Annotated in this window: 23 protein-coding genes; 13 read left to right on the top strand and 10 right to left on the bottom strand. The window is 66.4% G+C overall.

Annotated elements, in window-relative coordinates; translation table 11 throughout:
- Positions 1 to 6 precede the first annotated feature (6 nt).
- Positions 7 to 735 carry a pyrimidine 5'-nucleotidase gene (locus CHB97_RS14200; RefSeq protein ID WP_089288676.1) on the bottom strand — a complete coding sequence of 243 codons (729 nt, stop codon included), beginning with the start codon at positions 733 to 735 and terminating at the stop codon, positions 7 to 9.
- Between the two features lie 128 nt (positions 736 to 863).
- Between CHB97_RS14200 and CHB97_RS14195 the strand changes: the two genes are divergently transcribed.
- The 5 genes from CHB97_RS14195 to CHB97_RS14175 all read left to right on the top strand — a co-directional run bounded on the left by CHB97_RS14195 (position 864) and on the right by CHB97_RS14175 (position 7,951).
- Positions 864 to 2,564 (top strand): diguanylate cyclase, encoded by a 1,701-nt coding sequence (locus tag CHB97_RS14195; RefSeq protein WP_244559541.1) that lies wholly within the window; start codon positions 864 to 866, stop codon positions 2,562 to 2,564.
- Positions 2,565 to 2,675: 111 nt separating this feature from the next.
- Positions 2,676 to 3,959 carry a DUF2336 domain-containing protein gene (locus CHB97_RS14190; RefSeq protein ID WP_089288634.1) on the top strand — a complete coding sequence of 428 codons (1,284 nt, stop codon included), beginning with the start codon at positions 2,676 to 2,678 and terminating at the stop codon, positions 3,957 to 3,959.
- Between the two features lie 7 nt (positions 3,960 to 3,966).
- Entirely contained in the window at positions 3,967 to 5,253 is a 1,287-nt protein-coding gene (locus CHB97_RS14185) for a CCA tRNA nucleotidyltransferase (protein ID WP_089288633.1), read from the top strand.
- Between the two features lie 162 nt (positions 5,254 to 5,415).
- Positions 5,416 to 7,392, top strand: a complete 1,977-nt coding sequence (locus tag CHB97_RS14180) for a methyl-accepting chemotaxis protein (protein WP_371333062.1) — start codon at positions 5,416 to 5,418, stop codon at positions 7,390 to 7,392.
- Positions 7,393 to 7,405: 13 nt separating this feature from the next.
- Entirely contained in the window at positions 7,406 to 7,951 is a 546-nt protein-coding gene (locus tag CHB97_RS14175) for a DUF924 family protein (protein WP_089288631.1), read from the top strand.
- Here the strand turns inward: CHB97_RS14175 and CHB97_RS14170 are convergent.
- Genes CHB97_RS14170 through pyrF form a run of 3 tightly spaced genes read right to left on the bottom strand, consistent with a single transcriptional unit; the run spans position 7,948 to position 9,897 of the window.
- Entirely contained in the window at positions 7,948 to 8,508 is a 561-nt protein-coding gene (locus CHB97_RS14170) for a GNAT family N-acetyltransferase (RefSeq protein WP_089288630.1), read from the bottom strand. The genes CHB97_RS14175 and CHB97_RS14170 overlap by 4 nt on opposite strands.
- Positions 8,505 to 9,164 carry a phosphoribosylanthranilate isomerase gene (locus tag CHB97_RS14165; RefSeq protein ID WP_200819952.1) on the bottom strand — a complete coding sequence of 220 codons (660 nt, stop codon included), beginning with the start codon at positions 9,162 to 9,164 and terminating at the stop codon, positions 8,505 to 8,507. The genes CHB97_RS14170 and CHB97_RS14165 overlap by 4 nt, the downstream gene beginning before the upstream one ends.
- A gap of 16 nt (positions 9,165 to 9,180) precedes the next feature.
- Positions 9,181 to 9,897: an orotidine-5'-phosphate decarboxylase gene (pyrF, locus tag CHB97_RS14160; RefSeq protein ID WP_089288629.1), complete on the bottom strand. Its 717-nt coding sequence runs from the start codon at positions 9,895 to 9,897 to the stop codon at positions 9,181 to 9,183.
- Positions 9,898 to 10,263: 366 nt separating this feature from the next.
- On the opposite strand from pyrF, the gene CHB97_RS14155 reads away from it, so the two are divergent.
- Entirely contained in the window at positions 10,264 to 10,851 is a 588-nt protein-coding gene (locus tag CHB97_RS14155; RefSeq protein WP_089288628.1) for a DUF2889 domain-containing protein, read from the top strand.
- A 34-nt stretch (positions 10,852 to 10,885) separates the two neighbouring features.
- Here CHB97_RS14155 and CHB97_RS14150 read toward each other — a convergent pair whose 3' ends face one another.
- Both CHB97_RS14150 and CHB97_RS14145 read right to left on the bottom strand, forming a co-directional pair.
- Positions 10,886 to 11,248 carry a ribbon-helix-helix domain-containing protein gene (locus CHB97_RS14150; protein ID WP_200819948.1) on the bottom strand — a complete coding sequence of 121 codons (363 nt, stop codon included), beginning with the start codon at positions 11,246 to 11,248 and terminating at the stop codon, positions 10,886 to 10,888.
- A 196-nt stretch (positions 11,249 to 11,444) separates the two neighbouring features.
- Positions 11,445 to 11,867, bottom strand: a complete 423-nt coding sequence (locus tag CHB97_RS14145) for a metallopeptidase family protein (protein ID WP_089288673.1) — start codon at positions 11,865 to 11,867, stop codon at positions 11,445 to 11,447.
- Positions 11,868 to 11,968: 101 nt separating this feature from the next.
- On the opposite strand from CHB97_RS14145, the gene CHB97_RS14140 reads away from it, so the two are divergent.
- Positions 11,969 to 12,277: a 4a-hydroxytetrahydrobiopterin dehydratase gene (locus CHB97_RS14140; protein WP_089288626.1), complete on the top strand. Its 309-nt coding sequence runs from the start codon at positions 11,969 to 11,971 to the stop codon at positions 12,275 to 12,277.
- Positions 12,278 to 12,318: 41 nt separating this feature from the next.
- Here CHB97_RS14140 and CHB97_RS26415 read toward each other — a convergent pair whose 3' ends face one another.
- Positions 12,319 to 12,978, bottom strand: a complete 660-nt coding sequence (locus tag CHB97_RS26415) for a TetR/AcrR family transcriptional regulator (protein ID WP_160105871.1) — start codon at positions 12,976 to 12,978, stop codon at positions 12,319 to 12,321.
- Between the two features lie 255 nt (positions 12,979 to 13,233).
- Between CHB97_RS26415 and CHB97_RS14130 the strand changes: the two genes are divergently transcribed.
- Positions 13,234 to 14,076, top strand: coding sequence for a SirB1 family protein (locus tag CHB97_RS14130; RefSeq protein WP_244559545.1), 843 nt, complete (start codon positions 13,234 to 13,236; stop codon positions 14,074 to 14,076).
- 102 nt (positions 14,077 to 14,178) lie between these two features.
- Complete coding sequence (gshB, locus tag CHB97_RS14125; protein WP_089288623.1) at positions 14,179 to 15,132, top strand: glutathione synthase; 954 nt, start codon at positions 14,179 to 14,181, stop codon at positions 15,130 to 15,132.
- Positions 15,133 to 15,240: 108 nt separating this feature from the next.
- Here gshB and CHB97_RS14120 read toward each other — a convergent pair whose 3' ends face one another.
- From CHB97_RS14120 to CHB97_RS14110, 3 genes are all read right to left on the bottom strand, one after another.
- Positions 15,241 to 16,449 (bottom strand): hypothetical protein, encoded by a 1,209-nt coding sequence (locus tag CHB97_RS14120; protein ID WP_089288622.1) that lies wholly within the window; start codon positions 16,447 to 16,449, stop codon positions 15,241 to 15,243.
- A 120-nt stretch (positions 16,450 to 16,569) separates the two neighbouring features.
- Entirely contained in the window at positions 16,570 to 17,748 is a 1,179-nt protein-coding gene (gene ribA, locus CHB97_RS14115; RefSeq protein ID WP_244559539.1) for a GTP cyclohydrolase II, read from the bottom strand.
- On the bottom strand, positions 17,748 to 18,545 hold the full coding sequence (locus CHB97_RS14110) for a CDP-alcohol phosphatidyltransferase family protein (RefSeq protein WP_143270909.1): 798 nt from the start codon (positions 18,543 to 18,545) through the stop codon (positions 17,748 to 17,750). The genes ribA and CHB97_RS14110 overlap by 1 nt, the downstream gene beginning before the upstream one ends.
- A gap of 119 nt (positions 18,546 to 18,664) precedes the next feature.
- Here CHB97_RS14110 and CHB97_RS14105 point away from each other — a divergent pair, with 119 nt between their 5' ends.
- Genes CHB97_RS14105 through CHB97_RS14090 form a run of 4 tightly spaced genes read left to right on the top strand, consistent with a single transcriptional unit; the run spans position 18,665 to position 22,033 of the window.
- Positions 18,665 to 19,684 (top strand): zinc-binding alcohol dehydrogenase, encoded by a 1,020-nt coding sequence (locus tag CHB97_RS14105; RefSeq protein WP_089288620.1) that lies wholly within the window; start codon positions 18,665 to 18,667, stop codon positions 19,682 to 19,684.
- Positions 19,672 to 20,085 carry a 6-carboxytetrahydropterin synthase gene (locus CHB97_RS14100; protein ID WP_089288619.1) on the top strand — a complete coding sequence of 138 codons (414 nt, stop codon included), beginning with the start codon at positions 19,672 to 19,674 and terminating at the stop codon, positions 20,083 to 20,085. Before CHB97_RS14105 ends, CHB97_RS14100 begins: the two co-directional genes overlap by 13 nt.
- On the top strand, positions 20,082 to 21,170 hold the full coding sequence (locus CHB97_RS14095) for a glycosyltransferase family 4 protein (protein ID WP_089288618.1): 1,089 nt from the start codon (positions 20,082 to 20,084) through the stop codon (positions 21,168 to 21,170). Before CHB97_RS14100 ends, CHB97_RS14095 begins: the two co-directional genes overlap by 4 nt.
- Positions 21,167 to 22,033, top strand: a complete 867-nt coding sequence (locus CHB97_RS14090) for a class I SAM-dependent methyltransferase (protein ID WP_089288617.1) — start codon at positions 21,167 to 21,169, stop codon at positions 22,031 to 22,033. The genes CHB97_RS14095 and CHB97_RS14090 overlap by 4 nt, the downstream gene beginning before the upstream one ends.
- Positions 22,034 to 22,056 lie beyond the last annotated feature (23 nt).

Below are 22,056 nucleotides of genomic sequence, written 5' to 3'. Positions count from 1 at the left end.
GCCCTGTCAACGCGCCGGCGCGGATGACAGGTCCGTGGCCAGCGCCACCAGCCATGTCTCCAGATCATCGATAATGTGATGCACATGCTCACCCGGATGGTCGGTCGGGGCGGCAACCTCCCCGATCTTGTTTTCCGGGTGGGAGAAGGCGCTGTCGGCGCGCAGCCACACCGTGGTCATGCCCATGGCGGCGGGCGGCACCAGATTGCGGTGCAGATCTTCCACAAAGGCGGCGCGGCGGGAATCGATGCCGAAGCGGGCCACCATCTCCGCATAGGGGTGCGGGTCCGGCTTGGGCCGGTAATCGGCGGCGACGATATCGAAAATGCCGGTGAAATGCTGGGCGACGCCCAGCCGTTCCATGACATTTTCCGCGTGGCGGACAGAGCCGTTGGTATAGATCAGCTTGCGCCCCGGCAGGGCACCGATGGCATCGGCCAGCGCCGGCGACGGCGTCAGGGCGGTGACGTCGATATCATGCACATAATGCAGAAAGCGCTGTGGATCGGTGCCATGGTCCAGCATCATCCCGCGCAGCGAGGTGCCGAAGCGGCGATAATAATCTTTCTGCAACTGCTTGGCGGCCACCGCATCCAGCCCCAGTTCGGTGGCGATGAAATCGGTGATGCGCACATCAACCTGGGCGAACAGGTTGCAGGCGGCGGGGTAGAGCGTATTGTCCAGATCGAAGATCCATTCCTGGACATGCGCAAAGGCGGCGGCAGGGGCGGTCATGGCGTCATCTTTCATCATGGCGGGGAAGATGCGACTTCATCGCCCTATCCGCAAGCCCGGTGGACCGCAAGCCGGGAGTGCGTTACCTCTTTGGAGCCATTATCATTGCCGGTGGAGTTTTGCCCGCTGTGACGTCCTTTCCCGGTTCTGATCTTACCGCCACTCCGCACGACCCCGCCGCCGGTACTGGTGACAGCCAGGTGGGGCCGGTCCAGGCCGTGCTGGATGGCTGGCCGGGCCCGGCCTTGTGCCTGGGGCCGGATGGACGCATTCTGGCGGCCAATGCGGCGGCGGAAATGCTGGCCCAGCGGCATGATGGCTGGTCGGCCGATCTGACGCGCTGGGCCGGCACTGGCGGCCCAGCCGCGGAGGCCACGCGGTCGGTGCCGGTGGAAACCGGGCACGGGCCGGGCGTGGTGGAATTCACCGCCGCCTTGCTGCCCGGCGGCAAGGTGCTGTGCCTGGGCCGTGATGCCACGCTGGAACGAAGGCTGCGCCATGCGCTGACGGAATCACGCCAGCGCTATAAGGATCTGGTCGATATCTCGTCCGATTTCGCCTGGGAGGTGGGGCCGGACGGGCGCTTCGTCTTCGTCTCCGCTGCCGGCGCCATCGGCTATAGTGCCGAACAGTTGATCGGCCGGCACCCGTCGGAATTTGTGCTGTCGGACTTTGCCGACCAGCCGCTGCCCTTTGAAACCGATGTGCCGATTGAGCGCACAGAGGTCTGGATGCGCGGGCGGGAAGGCGATGCCTTCTGCCTGATCTCCTCTGCCGTGCCCCTGCGCGGGGCGGAGGGGTATTGGATCGGCGCCCGGGGCGCCTGCCGCGACATTACGGAGGCCCGCGTCAAGGGCATGGAACTGGCGCAGGTGCGCCTGCGTGAAAAATATCTGGGCTATATCGTCTCCTCCACCCGCGACGATGTGGACCCCGGCAAGACGCTGGAAATTGCTGTCGGCGTGGCCACCAACGCCACCGGGGCGGCCGGTGCCCGGCTTTATGCCCGTACCGGTGATGTCTTCCTGCCAGCGGCGGGGCCGCCCGCCACCCTGGTGGAGCCGGCGACGGATCAGGTGGCGGCCCTGCTGGAACAGGCGGCCCTGCAGCCGACGCCACTGGTTGGCGGCGATGACCAGATCAGCCTGCTGGCCTGCCGCACCCTGTTCCGACACGAGGTGAATGGCGCCGTCATGGTCTGGCAGGCCGACGGCCGGCCCTGGAGCGAGGAAGATGTCTCCATGGTCCAGGCCATCGCCGATCAGGTCGGCGTCGCCGTGGCCCAGGCCCGCTATCAAGAACGGCTGAAAACCCTGTCGGAACGCGACGGGCTGACCGGGCTTTATAATCGCCGCACCTTCATGGAATTGCTGGAACAACGGCTGGAAAAGCAGACGGGCGGCAGTTCCGCCCTGCTTTATTTCGACCTGGATAATTTCAAGGCGGTCAATGACAAGCTGGGCCATGGGGCCGGCGATGATGTGCTGCGCGCCGTGGGCGACCTGCTGCGCCGCCTGGCCCGCGTCGCCGATCTGGCCGGCCGGCTGGGCGGGGATGAGTTTGTGCTGTGGGTTGACCGGGTGGATGAGGCCCAGGCCATGGCCGTGGCCGACCGGCTGCTGCGGGAAGCGGCCGAATTCCTGCGCCCGCTTTCCGCCTCGGAAGACAAGCCGCTGGGCGTTTCCATTGGCGTTGCCCCCTATCGCGGCGGTACGGTGGAGACGGCGCAATCCTTGATTGATCGCGGGGATCAGGGCATGTATGCGGCCAAGCGCATGGGCAAGGGCCATCGGGCCCTGGCCCCGGCAGCCCCCGCAGCGGAGATGTGAGGCCGGGGCGGGTCGACAAAGGGTATCGGCCTGCGATACCTACGTAAATATGCAGACACCGTTGCTTTCAGTGGGTCGGCCGGCTGGGACCGGCCTGGGATGGTCGGGTAAATGAACAAGAAGACGGAAGGTCTTGATTACGATACCGCCAAGCGTCTGGCTGCCAGCCAGGATGCCGGCGATCGCCGCCTGCTGGCCAGTCGGGCTGACACCCAGCCGGAAATCCTGTTCTTCCTGGCCAATGACACCAGTGCGGAGGTGCGGCGGGAAATCGCCCGCAACAACGCCACCCCGCGCCAGGCCGACCTGCTGCTCTCCCATGATCCTGATGAACAGGTGCGCAGCGGGCTGGCGGCCAAGATCGCAGCATTGGTGCCCTCGCTGCCCGCCGACCGGGTGGGCCAGATTGAGCGGATGACCCTGGATATTGTGGAGACGCTGGCCCGCGATCAGGCCAGTGCCGTGCGCCGCGTGGTGGCCGACGCGCTGAAGGATCAGGTAAACGCCCCGGCCCATATCATCCAGCAACTGGCGCGCGATCTGGAATTGTCGGTCAGCGGGCCGGTGCTGCGCCATTCGCCCATCCTGACCGATGATGACCTGCTGGATATCATTGCCGGCCAGCCGATGGACGGCAAGCTGGTGGCCATTGCCGAGCGCGCCGGCCTGTCGGGCAATGTCTCCGCCGCCGTGGCGCGGACGGAGAGCGAAGCGGCGGTGGCGGCCCTGCTGGCCAACCAGTCGGCCCAGATCCGGGAAGAGACGCTGGACCGCATCATCGACATGGCCCCCCGGTTTGAACCCTGGCACGCCCCGCTGGTGCGCCGGCCCAGCCTGCCGCCTAAGGCGGCCGCCCGCATTGTCGGCTTTGTCAGCCAGCAGCTGGTGCGCGTGCTGGAAAGCCGCACCGACCTGCCCGACACGGTGGTCAAGGCGGTGCGCGGGGCCGTGGCCGATCTGGCCCGCGCCAGCGCCCGGCCCGGTGCTGGTGGCGGGGCGGAACCGCTGGGGCTGGTGGATGAACTGACGGCGGAGACGCCCAAGGAACGGCCGATGGACCGGGCCCGCAAGCTGCACGCCGCCGGCAAGCTGGACGAAGACGCTATGGCCGATGCACTGACGCGCAGCGACCGTGGCTTTGTGCTGGCCGGCCTGTCACTCCGGGCCAATGTACCGCTGGAGGCGGTGGACAAGATCATTGGCGGGCAGAGCGCGCGGGCGGTCACAGCACTCTGCTGGCGGGCCAAACTCTCCATGCGGTTCTGCCGGCAGATACAGCTGCGCGTGGCCAATATCCCCCCCGCCTCCGTGCTGAATGCGCGCGGTGGCGACACCTATCCCATGTCCGACAGCGAGATGAGCTGGCAGCTGGAATTTTTCGGGCTGAAAGGGTGAACCGGGGATGAGCGAGGGGCAGCCCCATACCGGCCCCGCCGGCCGCGATCTGGCCGGTGCCATCCATGCCACGGCCGGTGAAGGGGCGCGCATCATCCTGGAAGTGCTGATGCGGTCGGGGGAAGAGGCGCGGCTGATCGGCGGCTGTGTGCGCGATGCCATTCTGGGCCTGCAGCCGGGCGATATTGACATTGCCACCCCGCTGCTGCCGGAAGAGGTGATGCGCCGCCTGAAGCAGGAAGGCATCCGCACCATCCCCACCGGCATCGACCATGGCACCATCACTGCCGTGGTCGGCCGCGCCAGCTATGAAATCACCACCCTGCGCCGGGATGTGGAAACCGACGGCCGCCACGCCAAGGTGATGTTCTGCCAAGACTGGCTGGAGGATGCGCAGCGGCGCGACTTCACCATCAATGCCCTGTCGCTGACGCCCGAAGGCGAGCTGTTCGACCCGTTCGGCGGGCTGGCCGACCTGCGGGCCGGGCGGGTGCGCTTCATCGGCAACGCGCGGGAGCGCATTGGTGAGGATGTGCTGCGCATCCTGCGCTTCTTCCGCTTCCATGGCCGGTTCGGCAAGGGGCCGCCAGACCGCGACAGCTTTACCGCCTGTGCCACACTGGCGCCGCTGCTGCCCGGCCTGTCGGGGGAGCGGATCGCCAAGGAGCTGCTGGCCATCCTGCGGCTGGACCGGGCGGTGGAGATCTGGCGGCTGATGCTGGAGGCGGGGGTGGTGGCCCAGACCCTGCCCACCGCCACCCGCCTGAAACGGCTGGAGGCACTGGACCGGCTGGAATGGGTGCTGGGGGAGGCCGGGGCCATGGCGCATCTGGCCGCCTTGCTGCCCCCCGGCCCGGTGGGGGCGGCCGACACGGCCGAGCGGCTGCGCCTGTCCAACAACCAGCGCAACCAGTTGCTGGCACTCTGTGCACCGACGGTGGATGTGCATCCCGATCTGACGGTGACCAGCCGGCGGCACGCCTTGCAAAAGCTGGGACCAGAGCTTTACCGCGACCTGCTGCTGCTGGCCGCTGCCGACCGGGGCACAGCCGCACAGGAGCTGCTGGAACCGCTGGCCGAGGCGGCCACCTGGGTGATCATCCCCTTCCCGCTGAAGGGCCGCGACCTGCTGGAACAGGGCGTGCCACCCGGCCCCGATCTGGGCATCCTACTGGCCGGGCTGGAGGGCTGGTGGGCAGCGCGTGATTATCGGCCCGACCGCGAAGAATGCCTGGCAGAACTGGCCCGCCGCCTCAGCCTGCGCAATAACGCAGAAGAAAAAGGCAATAGCTGATTAAATAGGCAATTCGTTTCTTCATGGAAATTTTTCGTCACTTGTGCATTTGATAACAACCGTTTTCAATCACCGCTTCCTGATCTTTTGGTTAAATGGCAATAATCAGCTGTTTCGTATACCAAACGCGCCCGAGATGGCATGGGCGGCAGATAGGGAACGATGATGCGGCTGACGATTAAAGTTATTCTGATGGCAGTTCTGATGGCCCTGGGCGGCCTGTTGCTGGCCAATGGTCTGGTCGGCTGGCGGGCCCTGGACGCCGCGCGCGGCGATACGGAAGCCTTGTATGAAGGCCAGGTGGTGCCGCAGCGGGAATTGAAGATCATCGCCGATGCCTATGCCGTGTTCGTGGTGGATGCCTCTCACAAGGTGCGCAATGGCAACTTCACCTGGGCCGAAGGGCTGGCCAGCGTCACCCAGGCCAAGGGCGATATTGCCCGCAACTGGGAACTGTTCCGGGCCCGGCCGCACACGGATGCGGGCGAACGCGCCCTGATCGATCAGGCGGCCGCCCGGTTCCGCCCCGCCGATGCCGGTGTTACGGAACTGCTGGGCATTCTGCAGGCCAAGGATGCCGCAGCCTTGGATGATTTCGTCAAGAACCGCCTGTACCAGACCATCGACCCCGTCTCTGAAAGCATCACCCGCCTGATTGATCTGGGGGTGGAAAATGCCGGCAAGCTGTATGTGCAGACGGAAAAATCGGCGGACAATGCCATCCTGATCGCCAAGCTGCTGATCGCGCTGGGAATTGCCGGTATTGCCGCCGGCCTGTGGGCAGTGCTGAACCGCGTCGTCCGGCCGCTGGCGGCACTGACCGGCACGCTGGCCCTGCTGGCACGGGAAGATTACCGGGTGGCCGTGCCAGGGCTGGCCAAGCAGGATGAGGTCGGCGACATGGCCCGCGCCATTGAGGTGCTGAAGGCCCATGGTGCGGAAGCCCAGCGCCTGCGCGCCGATCAGGAACGCCAGCGGGAGGAGGCGGAGCGGCTGAAAAGCCAGGCCCTGGAATCCATGGCCCAGAAGGTGGAAAGCGAAACCCGTACCGCCGTGGATCAGGTGGCCGCCCGGGCCGGCGAAATGGATATCCATGCCGACGCCATGGCCGTTTCGGCCGAGCGGGTGGCCAAGAACAGCCATAATGTCGCCGCCGCCGCCCAGCAGGCCCTGCACAATGCCGAAACCGTGGCATCGGCCGCCGAGGAACTGTCCGCCAGCATCCGGGAGATCAGCGGACAGGTGGCCCATGCCAGTGCCGTCAGCCGCAATGCCGTGACCAAGGGCCAGGAAACGCAGCAGACCATCCTGTCCCTGTCCGATGCGGTGGCCCGCATCGGCGACGTGGCCCGGCTGATCGGCGATATTGCCAGCCAGACCAACCTGTTGGCGCTGAATGCCACCATCGAGGCGGCGCGCGCCGGGGATGCTGGCAAGGGCTTTGCCGTGGTGGCGTCGGAGGTGAAAAATCTGGCCACCCAGACCAGCCGGTCGACGGAGGAAATCACCCGCCAGATCACCGAGATCAATGGCGTGACCAGCCAGGCCGTGGCCGCCGTGCAGGAGATCGGCCGCACGATCGAAGAGATGGACCATATTTCCGGCACCATTGCCGCCGCCATCGAGGAACAGGGGGCAGCCACGCAGGAGATCAGCCGCAATGTGCTGCAGGCGGCCGACGCCGCCCGCGAAGTCTCCAGCCGGATCACCGAAGTCTCCGCCGAGGCCGGCAGCACCGGCGACCGCGCCGGCACGGTGCGCGGCACGGTGACGGAGGTGACCCAAAGCGTGACGGACCTGCGCTCCACCCTGGTCCGCGTCGTCCGCACCTCCATGGCGGAGGTGGATCGCCGCGTGGCTGAGCGGGTGGCGGTGGATATGCCGGCCCAACTGGAAATCGGCGGGCGCCGGCTGGATAGCCACCTGCGCAACCTGTCCAGCGGTGGCGCGCTGACCGCCCCGGTGGATGGCGTGACGAGGGGGGCCCAGGGCCGCCTGCATCTGCCGGATCTGGGGGTCATCGGGTTCAGCGTGCTGGATATTTCCGCAGACGGTATCCATCTGCTGTTTGGCGACGAGGCGGCGGCCCGGGCCACACTGGCCCCCTGGCTGGCCCGGCAGACGCCCGCCGCTGCTTGAGGGAGGATGGCCCATGGATCAGATCGGACAGGTGCTGGATTTCTGGTTCCGGCAGGCCGGACCGTCGAAATGGTTCGGCGGCGGGCCGGATTTCGACATGCTGGTGGCGGAACGGCTGGGCCCCCTGCATGAACAGGCCGTGGCCGGGGAACTGGCGGATTGGGCGGCCACGGCGGAAGGCGGGCTGGCGCTCTGCATCCTGCTGGATCAGGTGCCGCGCAATATCTTTCGCGGCACCCCGCGCGCCTTTGCCAGCGATGCCCAGGCCCTGGCCATTGCCCGCGATCTGGTGGCGCGGGGGCTGGATATGGAATTGCCCGATGATGACCGCGCCTTCCTCTATCTGCCTTTCGAACATTCAGAGGCGATGGAGGATCAGCGCCAGTCCGTGCGCCTGTTCGCCAGCCGCACCCTGAGCCCGACCTACCTGGATTATGCCTGCAAACATCTGGTGGTGATCGCCGAATTCGGCCGCTTCCCCCACCGCAACGCCATCCTGGGCCGGGCCAGCACGCCGGCGGAACTGGACTATCTGGCCCGGCCAGGGGCGGGGTTTTAAGCCCCCTGCCCACCCGGCCAGCCAGGGCGCAGGCGGGCCATGGCGATGGCGTCCACATAGGCGCCATCCCGGAAGGCATGGGCCCGATAAAGCCCCTCTTCCACAAAGCCGAAACGGCGATAGAGCCGCAACGCCGGCTCGTTATCAGCAAACACGGTCAGTTCCACCCGGCCGATATCGAGCCAGCGGTCGGCAGCTTCCAACAATGCGTCCAACAGGGCGGCCCCGATGCCCTTGCCCTGATGATCATCATGCACGCCCATGCCCAGGATGGCGCAGTGGCGGCGCCTTCCCGTCTGTCGCAGTAGATCGGCAGAACCGACCAGCACGCCATCCAGCAGCGCCACCAGGGCCAGATCGTCCGGGTGTTGCCGCTCCAGCCAGGACCGTACGACATCCGGGTTGGGAAAAGGCGGGCGCAGGGTGCCATGGCGCAGCAAGGGCAGGCCGGTCATGGCCGCCATCGCGTCGGCATCGCTGACCCGCCGTGCCCGCAGCCACAGGCCCGGCGGGCCGTGACGAGCGGGGCCGCATCCGGGTGGCAGGGCGGCGGTCATGCCCCCTGCCCCGCCGCTGCCACGGCTTCCAGGAACTCCCGGATGCGGGCCACGCTTTTCACGCCCGGCCGTTCTTCCACGCCGGATGACACATCCACCGCGTCGGCCCCGGTGATGGCGATGGCTTCCGCCACATTGGCCGGGTCCAGCCCGCCGGACAGCATCCAGGGCTTGTCCCAGCGCCGGCCGGCCAGCAGGCGCCAGTCGAACGACAGGCCATTGCCACCCGGCAGCATGTTGGCCACATTCTTCGGCGGCTTGGCATCAAACAGCAGCCGGTCCACCACCGGCACATAAGCCGACGCCGCCTCCATATCGGCTTCGTCGGCCACCTTCAGCGCCTTCATCACCGGCAGGCCGTAACGGGCACGGATTTCCGCCACGCGGGCCGGACTCTCCTCCCCATGCAACTGGATCATGTCCAGCGGCACACGGGCGATGGTTTCATCCAGCAGCGCATCGGCCGGGTCAACGAACAGGGCCACGGTGCGGGTGCCGGTGCCCACCATGCGCGCCAGGTCGGCCGCAATGGCCAGTTCGACATGGCGAGGTGAGCGGGGGAAGAAGACCAGCCCGATATAACGCGCCCCACCATCCAGGGCGGCACGCAGCGCATCCGGGTGGTTGATGCCGCAAATCTTCGCCTGAATTTTCAGCGGACCGGTCATCGGATCAGGCCCCCAGCTCTTCGGCGATGCGGCGGGCAGCGGCGCGCGGGTCGGCATCGGCGGTGATGGGGCGGCCGATCACCAGCCGGTCGGCACCGGCGGCCACGGCCTGGGCCGGACCCATCACCCGCTTCTGGTCACCCACGGCGGCCCAACTGGGGCGGATGCCCGGCACCATCAGGGTGAAATCCGCCGGCAGATCGGCGCGCAGGGCCGCCACCTCCGCCGGGGAGCAGACGACACCATCCACCCCGCTGGCCTGGGACAAGGCGGCCAGCCGGCGCACCTGATCCTGGGCCGGGCCCTGCTGGCCGATGGCGGCCAGATCATCCTCACCAAGGCTGGTCAGCACGGTGACGGCCAGGATTTTCATGCGCGGCACCCCCAGCTTTGCCGCCTCCTCTGCCGCGGCATCGGCGGCGGCGCGCAGCATGGACGGGCCGCCGCTGGCATGGACGGTCAGGAACAAGGGCGCCAGCGGCGCGACAGAGCGCACGGCACCGGCCACCGTGTTGGGAATGTCATGCAGCTTCAGGTCCAGGAACAGCGGCAGGCCCGCATCGGCCACCACCGTGCGGATGCCATCCGGCCCCTGGGCCATGAAGAATTCCAGCCCCAGCTTCACACCGCCCACCAGACCGGTCAGGTCGGCCGCCATGGCCCGCGCCCCGGCAATGTCCGGCATGTCCAGGGCAACAAAGATACGGTCGGTGGGGCGCATGGTTCTTTCCTGAAAAGGCTGCGATTAAGATCAACAAAGTGCAGCCTTCATGTAGCGCGAAACGGCGCGGCGGCGAACCGCCGATGTTCAACGGCGGCCACCCGCCCGCCGCAGGGCTGGCGGCGGGAATATTCCCAATACGTAAAGGGCAGCTTGACCCGACATGCCGGGGGCCCCAAACTTATCCCAAGAGCCATGGATCATGGCTCTTGGGATTTACGTGTTCCCTCAATTGCCGGGCGGCGGCATCCGCCGCCTTGGCTCACGCCGCACGTGCGGCGGGCCGGCAGTCGCCGGCCTCCAAGGGGCATGTCCCATGCCCCTTGGTGTTGCCGTTCCCCCCGACCGAATCGATGATTGCTTGCCATGCCGCTGCCGCCCCCCGCCGACCGCACCTTGCTGCACACAAGGAAGATCACCTGCCAGGGCTACCGCCGGGCCGATGGCTTATGGGATGTGGAAGGGCACCTGACGGATGCGCGTACCTATGCCCATCGCAGTCTGGCGGGGGAGGAAAAACAACCGGACGATTTCATCCATGATCTGTGGATCCGGCTGACCCTGGATGACAGTTTGACCGTGCGGGCGGTGGAGGTGGCAGCCGATACCACGCCCTTCACCCTCTGCCCCGCCATCGCCCCCGCTTATCAGAAGCTGATCGGGCTGTCGATTGCCAGCGGCTGGACAGCGGCGGTGAAGGAACGGCTGGGCGGGGTGCAGGGCTGCACCCATCTGGTGGAACTGCTGGGGCCGGTGGCCACAACCGCCTTCCAGACCATCGCCCCCTTGCGGCAGCAGGCTGAACAACAACAGCGCGAGGCCATGCTGGCCCAGGGGCAGGAACCGCCGCCGCGCCGGCCGCCACCCCTGCTGGATGGCTGCCATAGTTTCGCATCCGACGGGCCGCTGGTCCAAAGGCTCTGGCCCGAATTTGCCAAGCCGCCGGCCCCCTGAATCTTATATCTATCCGATATTCAACTTTTGGTGTTCAGACCACCTCTTCCTCGCTGCGCAAGGGGGCCAGGGCCGCCGTGATGATGTCCGGATCGCCCTGGCCGTGGCCGGCCCCGCGATGCCCATCCTCCGTGGAGGACATGCGGTAATAATTGACCAGAAACACCCGGATCGCCGCCGTCAGGGACGCACCACCCGGTTTGCGTTCGACAATCTGGGTGCAGATATCGTGCAGGGTCTTTTGTTCGCGCCTGGCGACATCATTCAGCGCATCCCACATCTCCGGTTCCATCCGCAGGCTGGTGCGCTTGTTCAGCACCACGACATTGCGAATGACCAGCGTGCTGGCGGTATCGTCGGACTCTTCCCGGGAAAAACGTTTGGAACGGGGGGGCAAGGCGATCCTCCCTGGCTGGAAGCGATGAATGAAGGCGCCGGGTCGGCGCCCCGTGACTGCATAAACCATTATGCCAGGGCATATGACCTGTTCAATTGAATTAATGTGTAAGTAAGAAGAAAAATATCGCGCTCCCGCAACCCAACCGGTTGCGGGGCCACCAAATCAGCAAAGGGGAGGTGAAAATCAGCCGGCCTTAACCATGCTGGTCGGGGTCGGCGGCGGCTTCCAGCGCTTCCATATCCGCGTCGGAGAAGCCGAAATGGTGCCCGATCTCATGGATCAGCACATGGCGGACCAGATGGGTCAGATCCTCCCCCGTCTCGCACCAGTAATCCAGAATCGGCCGGCGATAGAGGAAGATCAGGTCCGGTTCCAGCCGGGGCTGGGTGACGCTTTGCCAGGGCATTCCCACGCCGCGATACAGGCCCAGCAGATCGAACGGGCTTTCCAGCTCCATCTCCTGCGCCGTCTCCTCATCGGGGAAATCCTCCACCCGGATCAGCACATTGCGCACATGCTGGCGCAATTCGGCGGGGATGCCGGCGGCGGCCTTCTCGGCAATGGCCTCCAGTTCGGCCAGTGTGGGGGCGGTGGTGAAACGGCGCAGCGACGACATGGGCGGGGTCATTTGTTGTATTTGCAACGATCAGGCTTGACGCGGCGGGGGCCAACGCCACACCTATCCCCCAAACATAGGCGATGGGAAAGGTGGATAGAATGGCACAGCAGCAACGGCCGGCCCGGTTGGCAGACCCGGCGGTGACGGAGGCCCTGACGGGCTTGCCCGGCTGGACCCCGGTGGAGGGACGGCGGGCGATTGCCAAGGAATACCGGTTCCAGGATTTCAACCAGGCCTTCGGCTTCATGACGCGCGTGGCAATGCTGGCGGAAAAGCTGGATCACCATCCGGAATGGTTCAATGTTTACAACAAGGTGGCGGTGACGCTGGCCACCCATGACGCCGATGGTGTGACCGAGCTGGACCTGACCATGGCCCGTTTCATGGAACAGGTCGCCGGGAAATGACCGGAGGGGCGGGCGGCGCCCGCCCGCCCGCCCCTCTCCCTTTAACCCATATCCCAATAGCCGCGGATCAGATTCTTGAACTCTGCCAGCAACCGCTGCTTCAGGGCGATGTCCGCTGCTTCGTCACCGCGCGACAGGCCGGCCAGGGCTTGCAGGAACTGCCAGGTCAGATGGTGGCCCATCTCAAACTTGACCGGGTCTTTCTGCTGATAGCTGCCATACAGCTCCACCGACAATGCTTCCCAGCGGCGATAGAATTCGGCCTTGGCCGGCCCCATCACGCCGGCCAGTTCCGCATCGGTGCGGGCAGCGGCCTCCAACTCCTTCCAGGCGGTCCAGAGCGGGTGGTGCCCCGCCTGCCAAAGGGCATCCAGCCCCTGGTCCAACCCCTCCCCACCCTCTTGCGGGCGAGCCGCGGCAAGGGCGTGGAAATATTCCATGAATTGCTGGGTGATATGGTCCACCGTGGCCCGCAGCACCGCCGGCGTGGTGGGAAAATAATATTGTACCGCGCCGCGCGTCACCCCAGCCAGCTTGGCAATCTCAGAAGTGGTGGTGCGATGATAGCCCAGATCAAGAAAACAACGGATCGCCGCATCAATGATCTTATGATGAGTGGCAATACTTTTGGGCGTCTGGCGCACGCGCGATGCCACCCCCTGGATGGAGCCCTTGCCCACATCGGCGTTAATCTCTTTCATTGCCTTCCTGCTGACTGATGCCGGTCGCCACCGCCGGTTCCTGTCTTCTGTATAAGGATATCGTATCCCATCTTCAATTGGCCGATATCGGCCCGTTACGATGAACCGCCTTGTTGACGAAGCGGGGGCGGGGCGGTCGGTTCTGTCTCGACACCCCGCCCCTGCCTGCGCTATGGGGAACCTGTCGGCCGTTCCGGCCCCGGACTTACCCGCCCGCCAGGGCAGCCCGGTGAGGGAGTGCAAGCGCCCGTGACCATGCGCCAAGAGGCACTGGACCTGCTGCGTCGCATCGGCGGCGCTGAGGATGATGCCATCGACCTTGCCGGGGCAGCCCTGTCGCTGGCCCTGCTGGACCATCCGGTTCCCGACCTTGCCCCCTATCGCGCCCATCTGGCCCAGATGTGCGCCGATCTGGCCGCCATCGTCGATGCCGGTGAAGCCGACGATCTGACTGGCCGCATCGCGGCTATCCGCCGCGTGCTGGTGGATCAGCATGGCTATGCCGGGGACAGCGAAACCTATGAGGATTTGCAGAACGCCAACCTGATCCGGGTGATCGACCGCAAGCGCGGCCTGCCCGTGGCGCTGGGCATCCTGATGATGCATCTGGCCCGATCCCAGGGCTGGGAAATTTGCGGCCTGTCCTTCCCCGGCCATTTCCTGATCCGGATGGATCTGGACGGCCAGCGCCTGATCCTGGACCCGTTCGAAGGCGGCAGCATCTGCGAGCCGCACACGCTGCGGGAGCTGCTGAAACAGACGGCTGGGCTGGAGGCTGAGCTTTCGCCAGAACATTACGCCCCCGTATCGAACCGGGAGGTTTTGTTACGGCTGCAAAATAACCTCAAGCTGCGCCATCTTTCCACCGATCAGCCGGCCAAGGCGCTGGAGGCGGTGGAGGTGATGCTGCTGTTCGCGCCCGATCATATCGGGCTGTGGCGGGAATCCGGCCTGCTGAATGCCCATGCCGGCAAGCTGACCGCCGCCATCGCCGCCTTTGAACATTTCATGGAACTGGCGCGTCAGCGCGGCGCCTCCCCGGCGCTGATGCAGCAGACCGCCACCTTGTTGCAGCAATTGCGCAGCCGCCTGAACTGAGCGGGGAAGTGACCGGGCGCACAGGGCAATCCGCCGGTGCGCCGTTACCATCCCGCCCCTGATCGACCCTGATTTTCCCGCCTGCCCGCCGGAGTGACAGCGATGACCCTGAAGGTCGCCATCCAGATGGACCCGATCCAGTCCATCAATATCGATACTGACAGCACCTTCATGATGGCGCTGGAAGCGCAGCGGCGCGGCCATGCCCTGTGGCATTACCATCCGCGTGATCTGGCGCTGCGCGGCAACAAGCTGTTTGCCCGCGTGGCGCCCGTGCAGGTGCGCCGGCAGAAGGGAGACCATTTCACCCTGGGCGCCTCGGAAATCATCGAGCTGTCGACCATGGATCTGGTGCTGATGCGCCAGGACCCGCCGTTTGACATGGCCTATATCACCGCCACCCATCTGCTGGAACATATCCACCCCAAGACGCTGGTGGTGAATGACCCGGCCGCCGTGCGCAACGCCCCGGAAAAGCTGTTCGTCACCCATTTCCCGGACCTGATGCCCCCCACCGTCATCACCTCTTCCAAGGAAGAGGTTCTGGCGGCGCGGGCGGAATGGAAGGACATCATCGTCAAGCCGCTGTTCGGCAATGGCGGTGCCGGCGTCTTCCACCTGAAGCCGGAAGATGAGAATCTGGGCGCCCTGCTGGAGACCTTCACCCAGCTCTACCGCGAACCGGTGATCGTGCAGAAATATCTGCCGGAAATCCGCCAGGGCGATAAGCGCATCATCCTGATCGATGGCAAGCCGGCTGGTGCCGTCTCCCGCATCCCGCAGGAAGGGGAGGCGCGGGCCAATTTCCATGCCGGCGGCAGCGCCGGCAAGACGGAACTGACCAAGCGCGAGCAGGAGATTTGCGAGGCCATCGGCCCGACGCTGCGCGCGCAGGGGCTGATCTTTGTCGGTATCGACGTAATCGGCGATTATCTGACGGAGATCAACGTCACCAGCCCCACCGGCATTCAGGAAATCAACCGCCTGAACGGATCGGCCTTGGAATCCGTGCTGTGGGACGCCATGGAAGCCCGATTCGCCGCCACGCGCAGCTAGAGCGGATCGCGGAAAAGCGGAATCGCTTTGAAGCGTGAATCCGCTCGCTGAACAAGGACTTAGCGCCGGGTGCGTTTTCGGTTAAACGCACCCGGCGCTAATTAAGGTTTACTCATTCCCCGCCTTGCGCACCGCCGGGCTGCCATTGCTGTTGGCGGCCGCACTGGCGGCGCTGGCGGCATGGGCCTGTTGCTGCTGGTACTTGGTAATGCCCATCAACATCAGCTCCGCCAGACGTTCCTTCGACGGCGGGGCCGAAGCGGCGGCGGCCTGATCGGCTGTCGGCGCGGCTTCGGCCGGCGGGGTGGCCTGGGCGGGCACCGGGGTTGCGGCGGTGGGTGCCGGCGCCGGGCTGCGGGCTGCGGCCGGTGCCTGTGTGGTCAAAACGGCGCGCGCACCGGGCATACCGCCATGCTGCTGCACCAGCTGGGCAGCGGTGGAGGGGATCAGCGGCTTCAGACCCATGCTGCCGGTCTGCACGGCATTGGCGCGGTAATCGGCCAGGGTCATGCCCTGGGCCGGGCCATTCTTGCGGTGACCAGCGCTGCCGCTGCTGACGGCGGCCGGCTGCTGATCCTGCTGCGCCAGGGCGGCCACGGCATTGCTGCCCACACCCGCCCCCGGTGTCGGCAGGCTGGCCACAGCGGCCGACGCCCCCAGACCGGAAGCGGCCGTCGCGGCGGCGGAAGCGCCCGGCAGGCTCTGCAAATCCTTCAATTGCTGGGCATTGCCGATGCCACCCAAGGCCTGGGTGGGCTTGCTGGCGGCGGGGGTTGGGGCGGCTGTGCCCTGGCTGGCGGCCATCAGCCGTTCCAGCGCGGCGGCCTGCCCGTCCGTCAGTTCCTGCACCGGCAGGGTGGCCACCTTCTGCGGCATGTCGCCCGCTGCTTCCGCCTTTTGCGGGCGCGGTGCGGTCACGGTCAGCGGATCATCCTCCCCGGTGGGGGAAGCGGGGGCGCTTTCGCCCCCCTTGCCGCCGATACCCAGCCAGCCGGTGACATTATCCACCGTATCCTTGCCCGTCTCCTTCTCCACCACCGCATCAGCCGCGGCGGCGGCCAGCCCAATCGGGCCGAAGAACAGGGCACTGCCAGCCAGTTTAGCCGGGGTCTTGATGGTATCGCCGGTGACGGCCTGATAAATCTTGTTGACGATGGGGATATGCTGCAGCGGGTTCACCACATCCAGCACATCCCAGAACGACATGCCCTCTTCCTTGCTGTCCGCCTTTTGCGGGGTGGGGGTGCCGGCCGATTCCGCACGCATCGCCTGCTGCGTGGCGCGGATATGATCCATATGGATGCTGCTCGGCGGCATGGGCGTTCCCCCTGGTTTCACCCACAACCATGCAGGGATCGTGCCAAAATGTGCCGTAATGGAATCAATGGTTTGGTGGGGAGGCCTCTGCTGCCCGGCGGTTTTTGCCGGGCAGGTTCATCAGAACAGATGGCCGGATTTTTCCGCCTTGGTCTTCAGATAGGCCTCGTTATGGCCATTGCTGGGGAAGATGTGCGGCACGCGTTCCGTCACTTCCACGCCCCAGCGGGTCAGCTGGGCGATCTTGTCCGGGTTGTTGGTCATCAGCCGCACCTGGGTGAAGCCCAGCTGTTTCAACATGCTGGCGGCGGGCAGATAGACCCGTTCATCCGCATCAAAACCCAGGACCGTATTGGCATCCACCGTATCCAGCCCGCCATCCTGCAGGCGATAGGCGCGCAGCTTGTTCATCAGGCCGATGCCGCGCCCCTCCTGGGCCAGATAGAGCACGATGCCGCTGCCGGCCTGCGAGACCTCCCGGATGGCGCCGCGCAATTGCGGGCCGCAATCGCAGCGCAGGGAGCCCAGCAGATCGCCGGTGAAACATTCCGAATGCAGCCGCGCCAGCACCGGCTGGCCCGGCGTCGGATCGCCGATGATGATGGCCAGATGTTCCGGCCCGCCATCGCTGGGCCGGAAAGCCACCAGCCGGGTCCGTTCGGCATCTTCCAGCGGCACGGCGGCATCGGCCACCCGCGCCAGCGACCGGGCGGACCGGCGCTGATAATCCAGAATATCCGCCGCCTCGGCCGACAACAGGTCATGCCGGCGGGCAAAGGCCCCGGCATCGCCGCTGCGGCCGGATGGCAGCGGGGCCACCACCGTGGCCGGCAGCAGACGGGCCAGCTTGGCCAGCATGATGGCCGCCGCCTCTGCCCCATCGGCGCTGTCCAGGCTGCGCACGGCGGCGCGCTGGGCCAGATCGGCCGGGGCGGGCCAGCGCGGACGCGGGCGGGTGGGGTCGGCCAGATCGCGGGCCAGATCAGCTGTCAGCCCGGCGGGCGGGGCCAGCAGCACCGGCCGGTCGACCGCCACATCCAGCCCCAGCGCCCGGCCACGCTGACCACTGACCAGCAGGGCCGGCGCGCCGCCAGCCATCGCCGCCAGCCGGTTCAGCGCATCGGTGCTCACCGCCTCCGCCGCCATCACCAGCAGGCCGGGGGCAGCGCCACCGCCCAGCACCAGCACCGGTTCCCCCCGCCGCAGATCGGACAGGGCACGATCCACCCGCCGCTGCGCAATGCGATCAGGCGACTGGGTGATGTCTTCGGGGGCGAGTTCCAGAACCATGCGATCCATTATTCAAATCCATCGGCGCGGCGGCCGTGGTGTATCAACCAAACCGTATCGGCCGCGAAGGAGAAAAGCAAAAGGGCAAAGGCTGCACCGGTGGCAACGCTGGTCAGCGGAGTTTCGATCCATGGCGTGGCGGCGGCCGCCAGCGTCACCACCTGCACCACACAGATGACCCGCCGCCGCTGGCTGGGCGGCAGGGGGGCTGCCAAGCGAGGCCACAGCTTGCCCGCCAGGATGAAGCCCGGCCGCAGCAGCCCCAGACCCAGCACCCAGGCCCCCACCTCCCCCGACAGGGCCAGCAGCAGACAGAGCAGCAGGATCAGCAGCGCATCCAGTTCCATATCGAACCGCGCGCCATAGGGGCTGGCCAGCCCCCGCCGGCGCGCCACCCAACCATCCACCCCATCCAGCAGCAGGGCGGTGATGGCAATCACCGCCACGGCCCAGGACTGGTCCTTGTCCAAAACCGGGGCCAGCGGCAGCGCCCCGCCGACCAGGGCGATCAAGCCGCCGCGCAACAGGGTGATGCGGTTGGCGGCCCCCCAGCGTTGATGGATGGTGTGCTGGCGCAGGTCCAGCCAGGAGAGGCCGGCCACCGGCAGGAAACACAAGGCGGCGCTGGCGGCATACCAGCCGGGCAGGCCCAACCAGCGGGCCAGCACCGCCCCGCCCAGCGCCACCAGCGGCCACGCCAGCAGCAGATGCAATGTCAGTTGCAGCCGCAGCCCCGGCAACCGGGCGGCACAATCAGGCGAAAGGTTGGCAGGGCCGTGCAACAGGCCGGGGCTGGTCAAGGTCATGCAGGAAAAGTTGGCGGTTTGGGCGATTTGACAAGGGGTTTCCCATCGGAACATCACCGATCCATGCTATGGCTTCACCACCCGGCCCCTTTCACGAAGCAGGGAGTATATAACCAACCATGCCCATTACCGCCCAAGCCTTCTGGGTGCTGTCGCCCGGCCGTGGCGCCATCTGCCGCCAGGAACTGCCGCCCCGCAGCCCCGATCAGCTGCTGGTGCGCACGCTGTACAGCGGCATCAGCCGGGGCACCGAAAGCCTGGTTTTCCGCGGCGGCGTGCCCCAGGACCTGGCCGACAGCATGGCCTGCCCGATGCAGGAAGGCGGCTTTCCCGGCCCGGTGAAATATGGCTATGCCCTGGTGGGGCAGGTGGAGGCAGGGCCGGAGGCGCTGATCGGCCGGCGGGTCTTCGCGCTTCATCCCCATCAGGATCTCTGCCTGATCGACGCCACCGCCTGCCGGCCGATCCCCGATGCGGTGCCCGACCGCCGCGCCGTGCTGGCCGCCAATATGGAAACGGCGCTGAACATCCTGTGGGATGGCGGGGCCGGCCCCGGCCAGCGCATCGCCATTGTCGGGGCCGGGCTGGTCGGCTGTCTGGTGGCGCGGCTGGCGGCAAGGCTGCCGGGGGTGGAGCTGACCCTGGTGGATATCGACCCCACCCGCGCCGATCTGGCCCGGCATCTGGGGGCCGGATTTGCCCTGGCCGGTGAATGCGGCGCGCTGGCCAAGACCTGCGATCTGGTGATCCATTGCAGCGCCAGCGGCGAGGGGCTTTCCACCGCCATCGCCCTGGCCGGGACGGAAGCCACGCTGGTGGAAGCCTCCTGGTATGGTGACCGGCCGGTGACCATCGCGCTGGGCGGGCATTTTCACCCTTCCAGATTGCGTATTATTTCCTCACAGGTCGGTATGGTTGCCAACAACCAGCGTCCGCGCTGGAATTTCGCGCGAAGACTGGACAAGGCGCTGCAACTGCTTGACGATCCGGCGCTGGACAGGCTTCTGGGTGCGGAAATCCCCTTTGCCGAACTGCCAGCGGCCATGGTGGCGCTGGCCGATGGTCGGGGGATGCCACCCGGTTGCCCGGTCGTATGTTATCCACCCGTGGATTTACAGGAAGCCGCATGTATTCCCTGACCGTCCGCGATCACATCATGATCGCCCACAGTTTCAAGGGGGCTATTTTCGGCCCAGCGCAGCAGTTGCACGGCGCCACCTTTGTCGTTGACGCCGAATTCCGCCGCCCCGCCCTGTCAGCCGACGGGCTGGTGGTGGATATCGGACAGGCCGCCGACCTGTTGAAGCAGGTGCTGGCCCCGCTGAATTACCGCAATCTGGATGACGTGCCGGAACTGGCGGGCCGCAACACCACCACGGAATTCCTGGCCGGGGAAATCCATCGCCGCCTGTCGGATGGCATCCGGGCAGGTGCTTTGGGGGCGGATGGGCAACAGGTGGCCAGCCTGAAGATCAGTTTGCATGAATCACATACGGCCTGGGCCGCCTTTGAGGCACCGGTCGCGGGAGAAGTCGCATGAACCGGCGTATCGCTGTTCCCGTCCATATCATCTCCCCCGGTGCCATCAACCAGTTGACCGGCGGCTATGGCTTCCTGCGCCGCATCCGCGATGGGCTGATCGCGCGCGGGGAGGAGGTGCAGGTGCATGAGCTGACCGGGCCGCACCCGTTCGTGGATGAACGGTCGCGCAGCAATGCCGACCAGATCATGAGCATGATCCCCGACGGGTCGGTGGTGCTGGTGGATGGGCTGGCCCTGCCCGTGGCCGCCCATGCCCTGTGGGTGGACCGCTATCGCCTGCGCATGACCGCCCTGGTGCATCACCCGCTGCATCTGGAAGCCGGGCTGGATGTGGAGGAATCGGCCCTGCTGCGCCGGCTGGAACGCGACACGCTGGCCTATGTCCGCCGTGTCATCGTGCCCAGCCGGGCCACGGCAGCCGATGTCATGGCGCTGGATGTGCCAGAAAGGCGCATCACCATCGCCAATCCGGGCACCGACCCCGCCAGCCCCAGCACCGGCAGCGGCGGGGAAACCCCTGTTCTGCTCTGCGTGGCCAGCCTGACCCCGCGCAAGGGCCATCTGGTGCTGGTGGAGGCTTTGTCCCGCCTGCGCCATCTGCCCTGGCGGCTGGCGCTGGTGGGGGCGGAGCGGCATCCCGGCCATGAGGCAGCCCTGCGGGAGGCTATGGCCGAACGCGGCATTGCCGAGCGGGTGGAACTGGCAGGCGAACTGGCCGCCGAAGCGCTGGAGGCACAGTGGCGCGGGGCCGACATCTTCGTGCTGCCCACCTTCCATGAAGGCTATGGCATGGTGGCGGCCGAGGCACTGGCCCGGGGCCTGCCAACCGTGGTCAGCCAGGTGGGCGCGCTGGCGGAATTCGTACCGGCGGCGGCGGGCGGTCTGGTGCCGCCGGGTGATGCCGGGGCGCTGGCCCGCGCGCTGGAACCGCTGATCGCCGACGGCAACGCGCGGGGGCGGGCGGCCGAGGCAGCAAAGGCCGCCGGTGCCGGCTTGCCAAACTGGGAGGATACGATCAGCATCATCCGGTCTGCCCTGGCCCAGAGCCTGGCCAGCAATCCGGAAATCGAGCGGATCGCATGAGCAATGAATTTGATGCCGACTGGCTGCGCCTGCGCGCCCCCCTGGATGAGGTGGCGCGTGTCGCCGCCTTCGCCTGGGGGTTCGGCCGCGTACTGCCGGCCGAACCGATGTTGATCGATCTGGGGTCCGGCACCGGCAATAATGTTCGCCAGTTGGCCCTGAAGCTGGGCCGGGCGCAGCAGGATTGGACCCTGATCGAAAAGGACCGCAAGCTGCTGGCCAAGGCACCGGGGGAGATGCAGCATTGGGCGGAGCGCAATGGCTGGACCCTTAAGGAACAGCGCCGCGCCTATCATATAAGCTGCGAGGATATGGGCATCCGGGTGGAGATGCGGAGCTGCGACATTGCCCGCAACCTGACCGATCTGGGGCTGAACCAGTATGATGGCATCACTGCCAACGCCCTGTTCGATCTGGTCTCCGCCCCCTGGGTGGAGAGCTTTGCCGATGAACTGGCGGTGGCGGGCTATCCGCCGCTGCTGTTCACGCTGATGGTGGATGGGCGCGTCGCGTTTTCCACGCCCGACCCGGATGATGGATTCGTGCTGGAGCGGTTTCACGCCCATATGGGCAAGGACAAGGGGTTCGGCCCTGCCCTGGGGCCCACCGCCCCCGCCGCCCTGGCCAAGGCGCTGGCCCGTGTCGGCTATAAGGTGGAACAAGGAAAATCGGACTGGGCCATCGGGGAAAAGCGGTTGGCCGCCCATCTGGCCCTGCTGCATTTCCACGCCAAGGCCGCCACGGAGATGGAACCCGCCGCCGCCGCCCGCATCGGCGAATGGCAGCAGCGCCGGCAGGCAATGGCCCGCGATGGCATATCCGGGCTGAGTGTGGGGCATATGGATATTTTCGCACGGCGCTGAAAAGCCGCCGCCATCCATGCTAT

This window comes from Azospirillum sp. RU38E (assembly GCF_900188385.1).
Taxonomy (GTDB): Bacteria; Pseudomonadota; Alphaproteobacteria; order Azospirillales; family Azospirillaceae; genus Niveispirillum.
The sequence above is the reverse complement of the archived record's forward strand: the minus strand, read 5'-3'. Positions and strand labels throughout refer to the sequence as shown.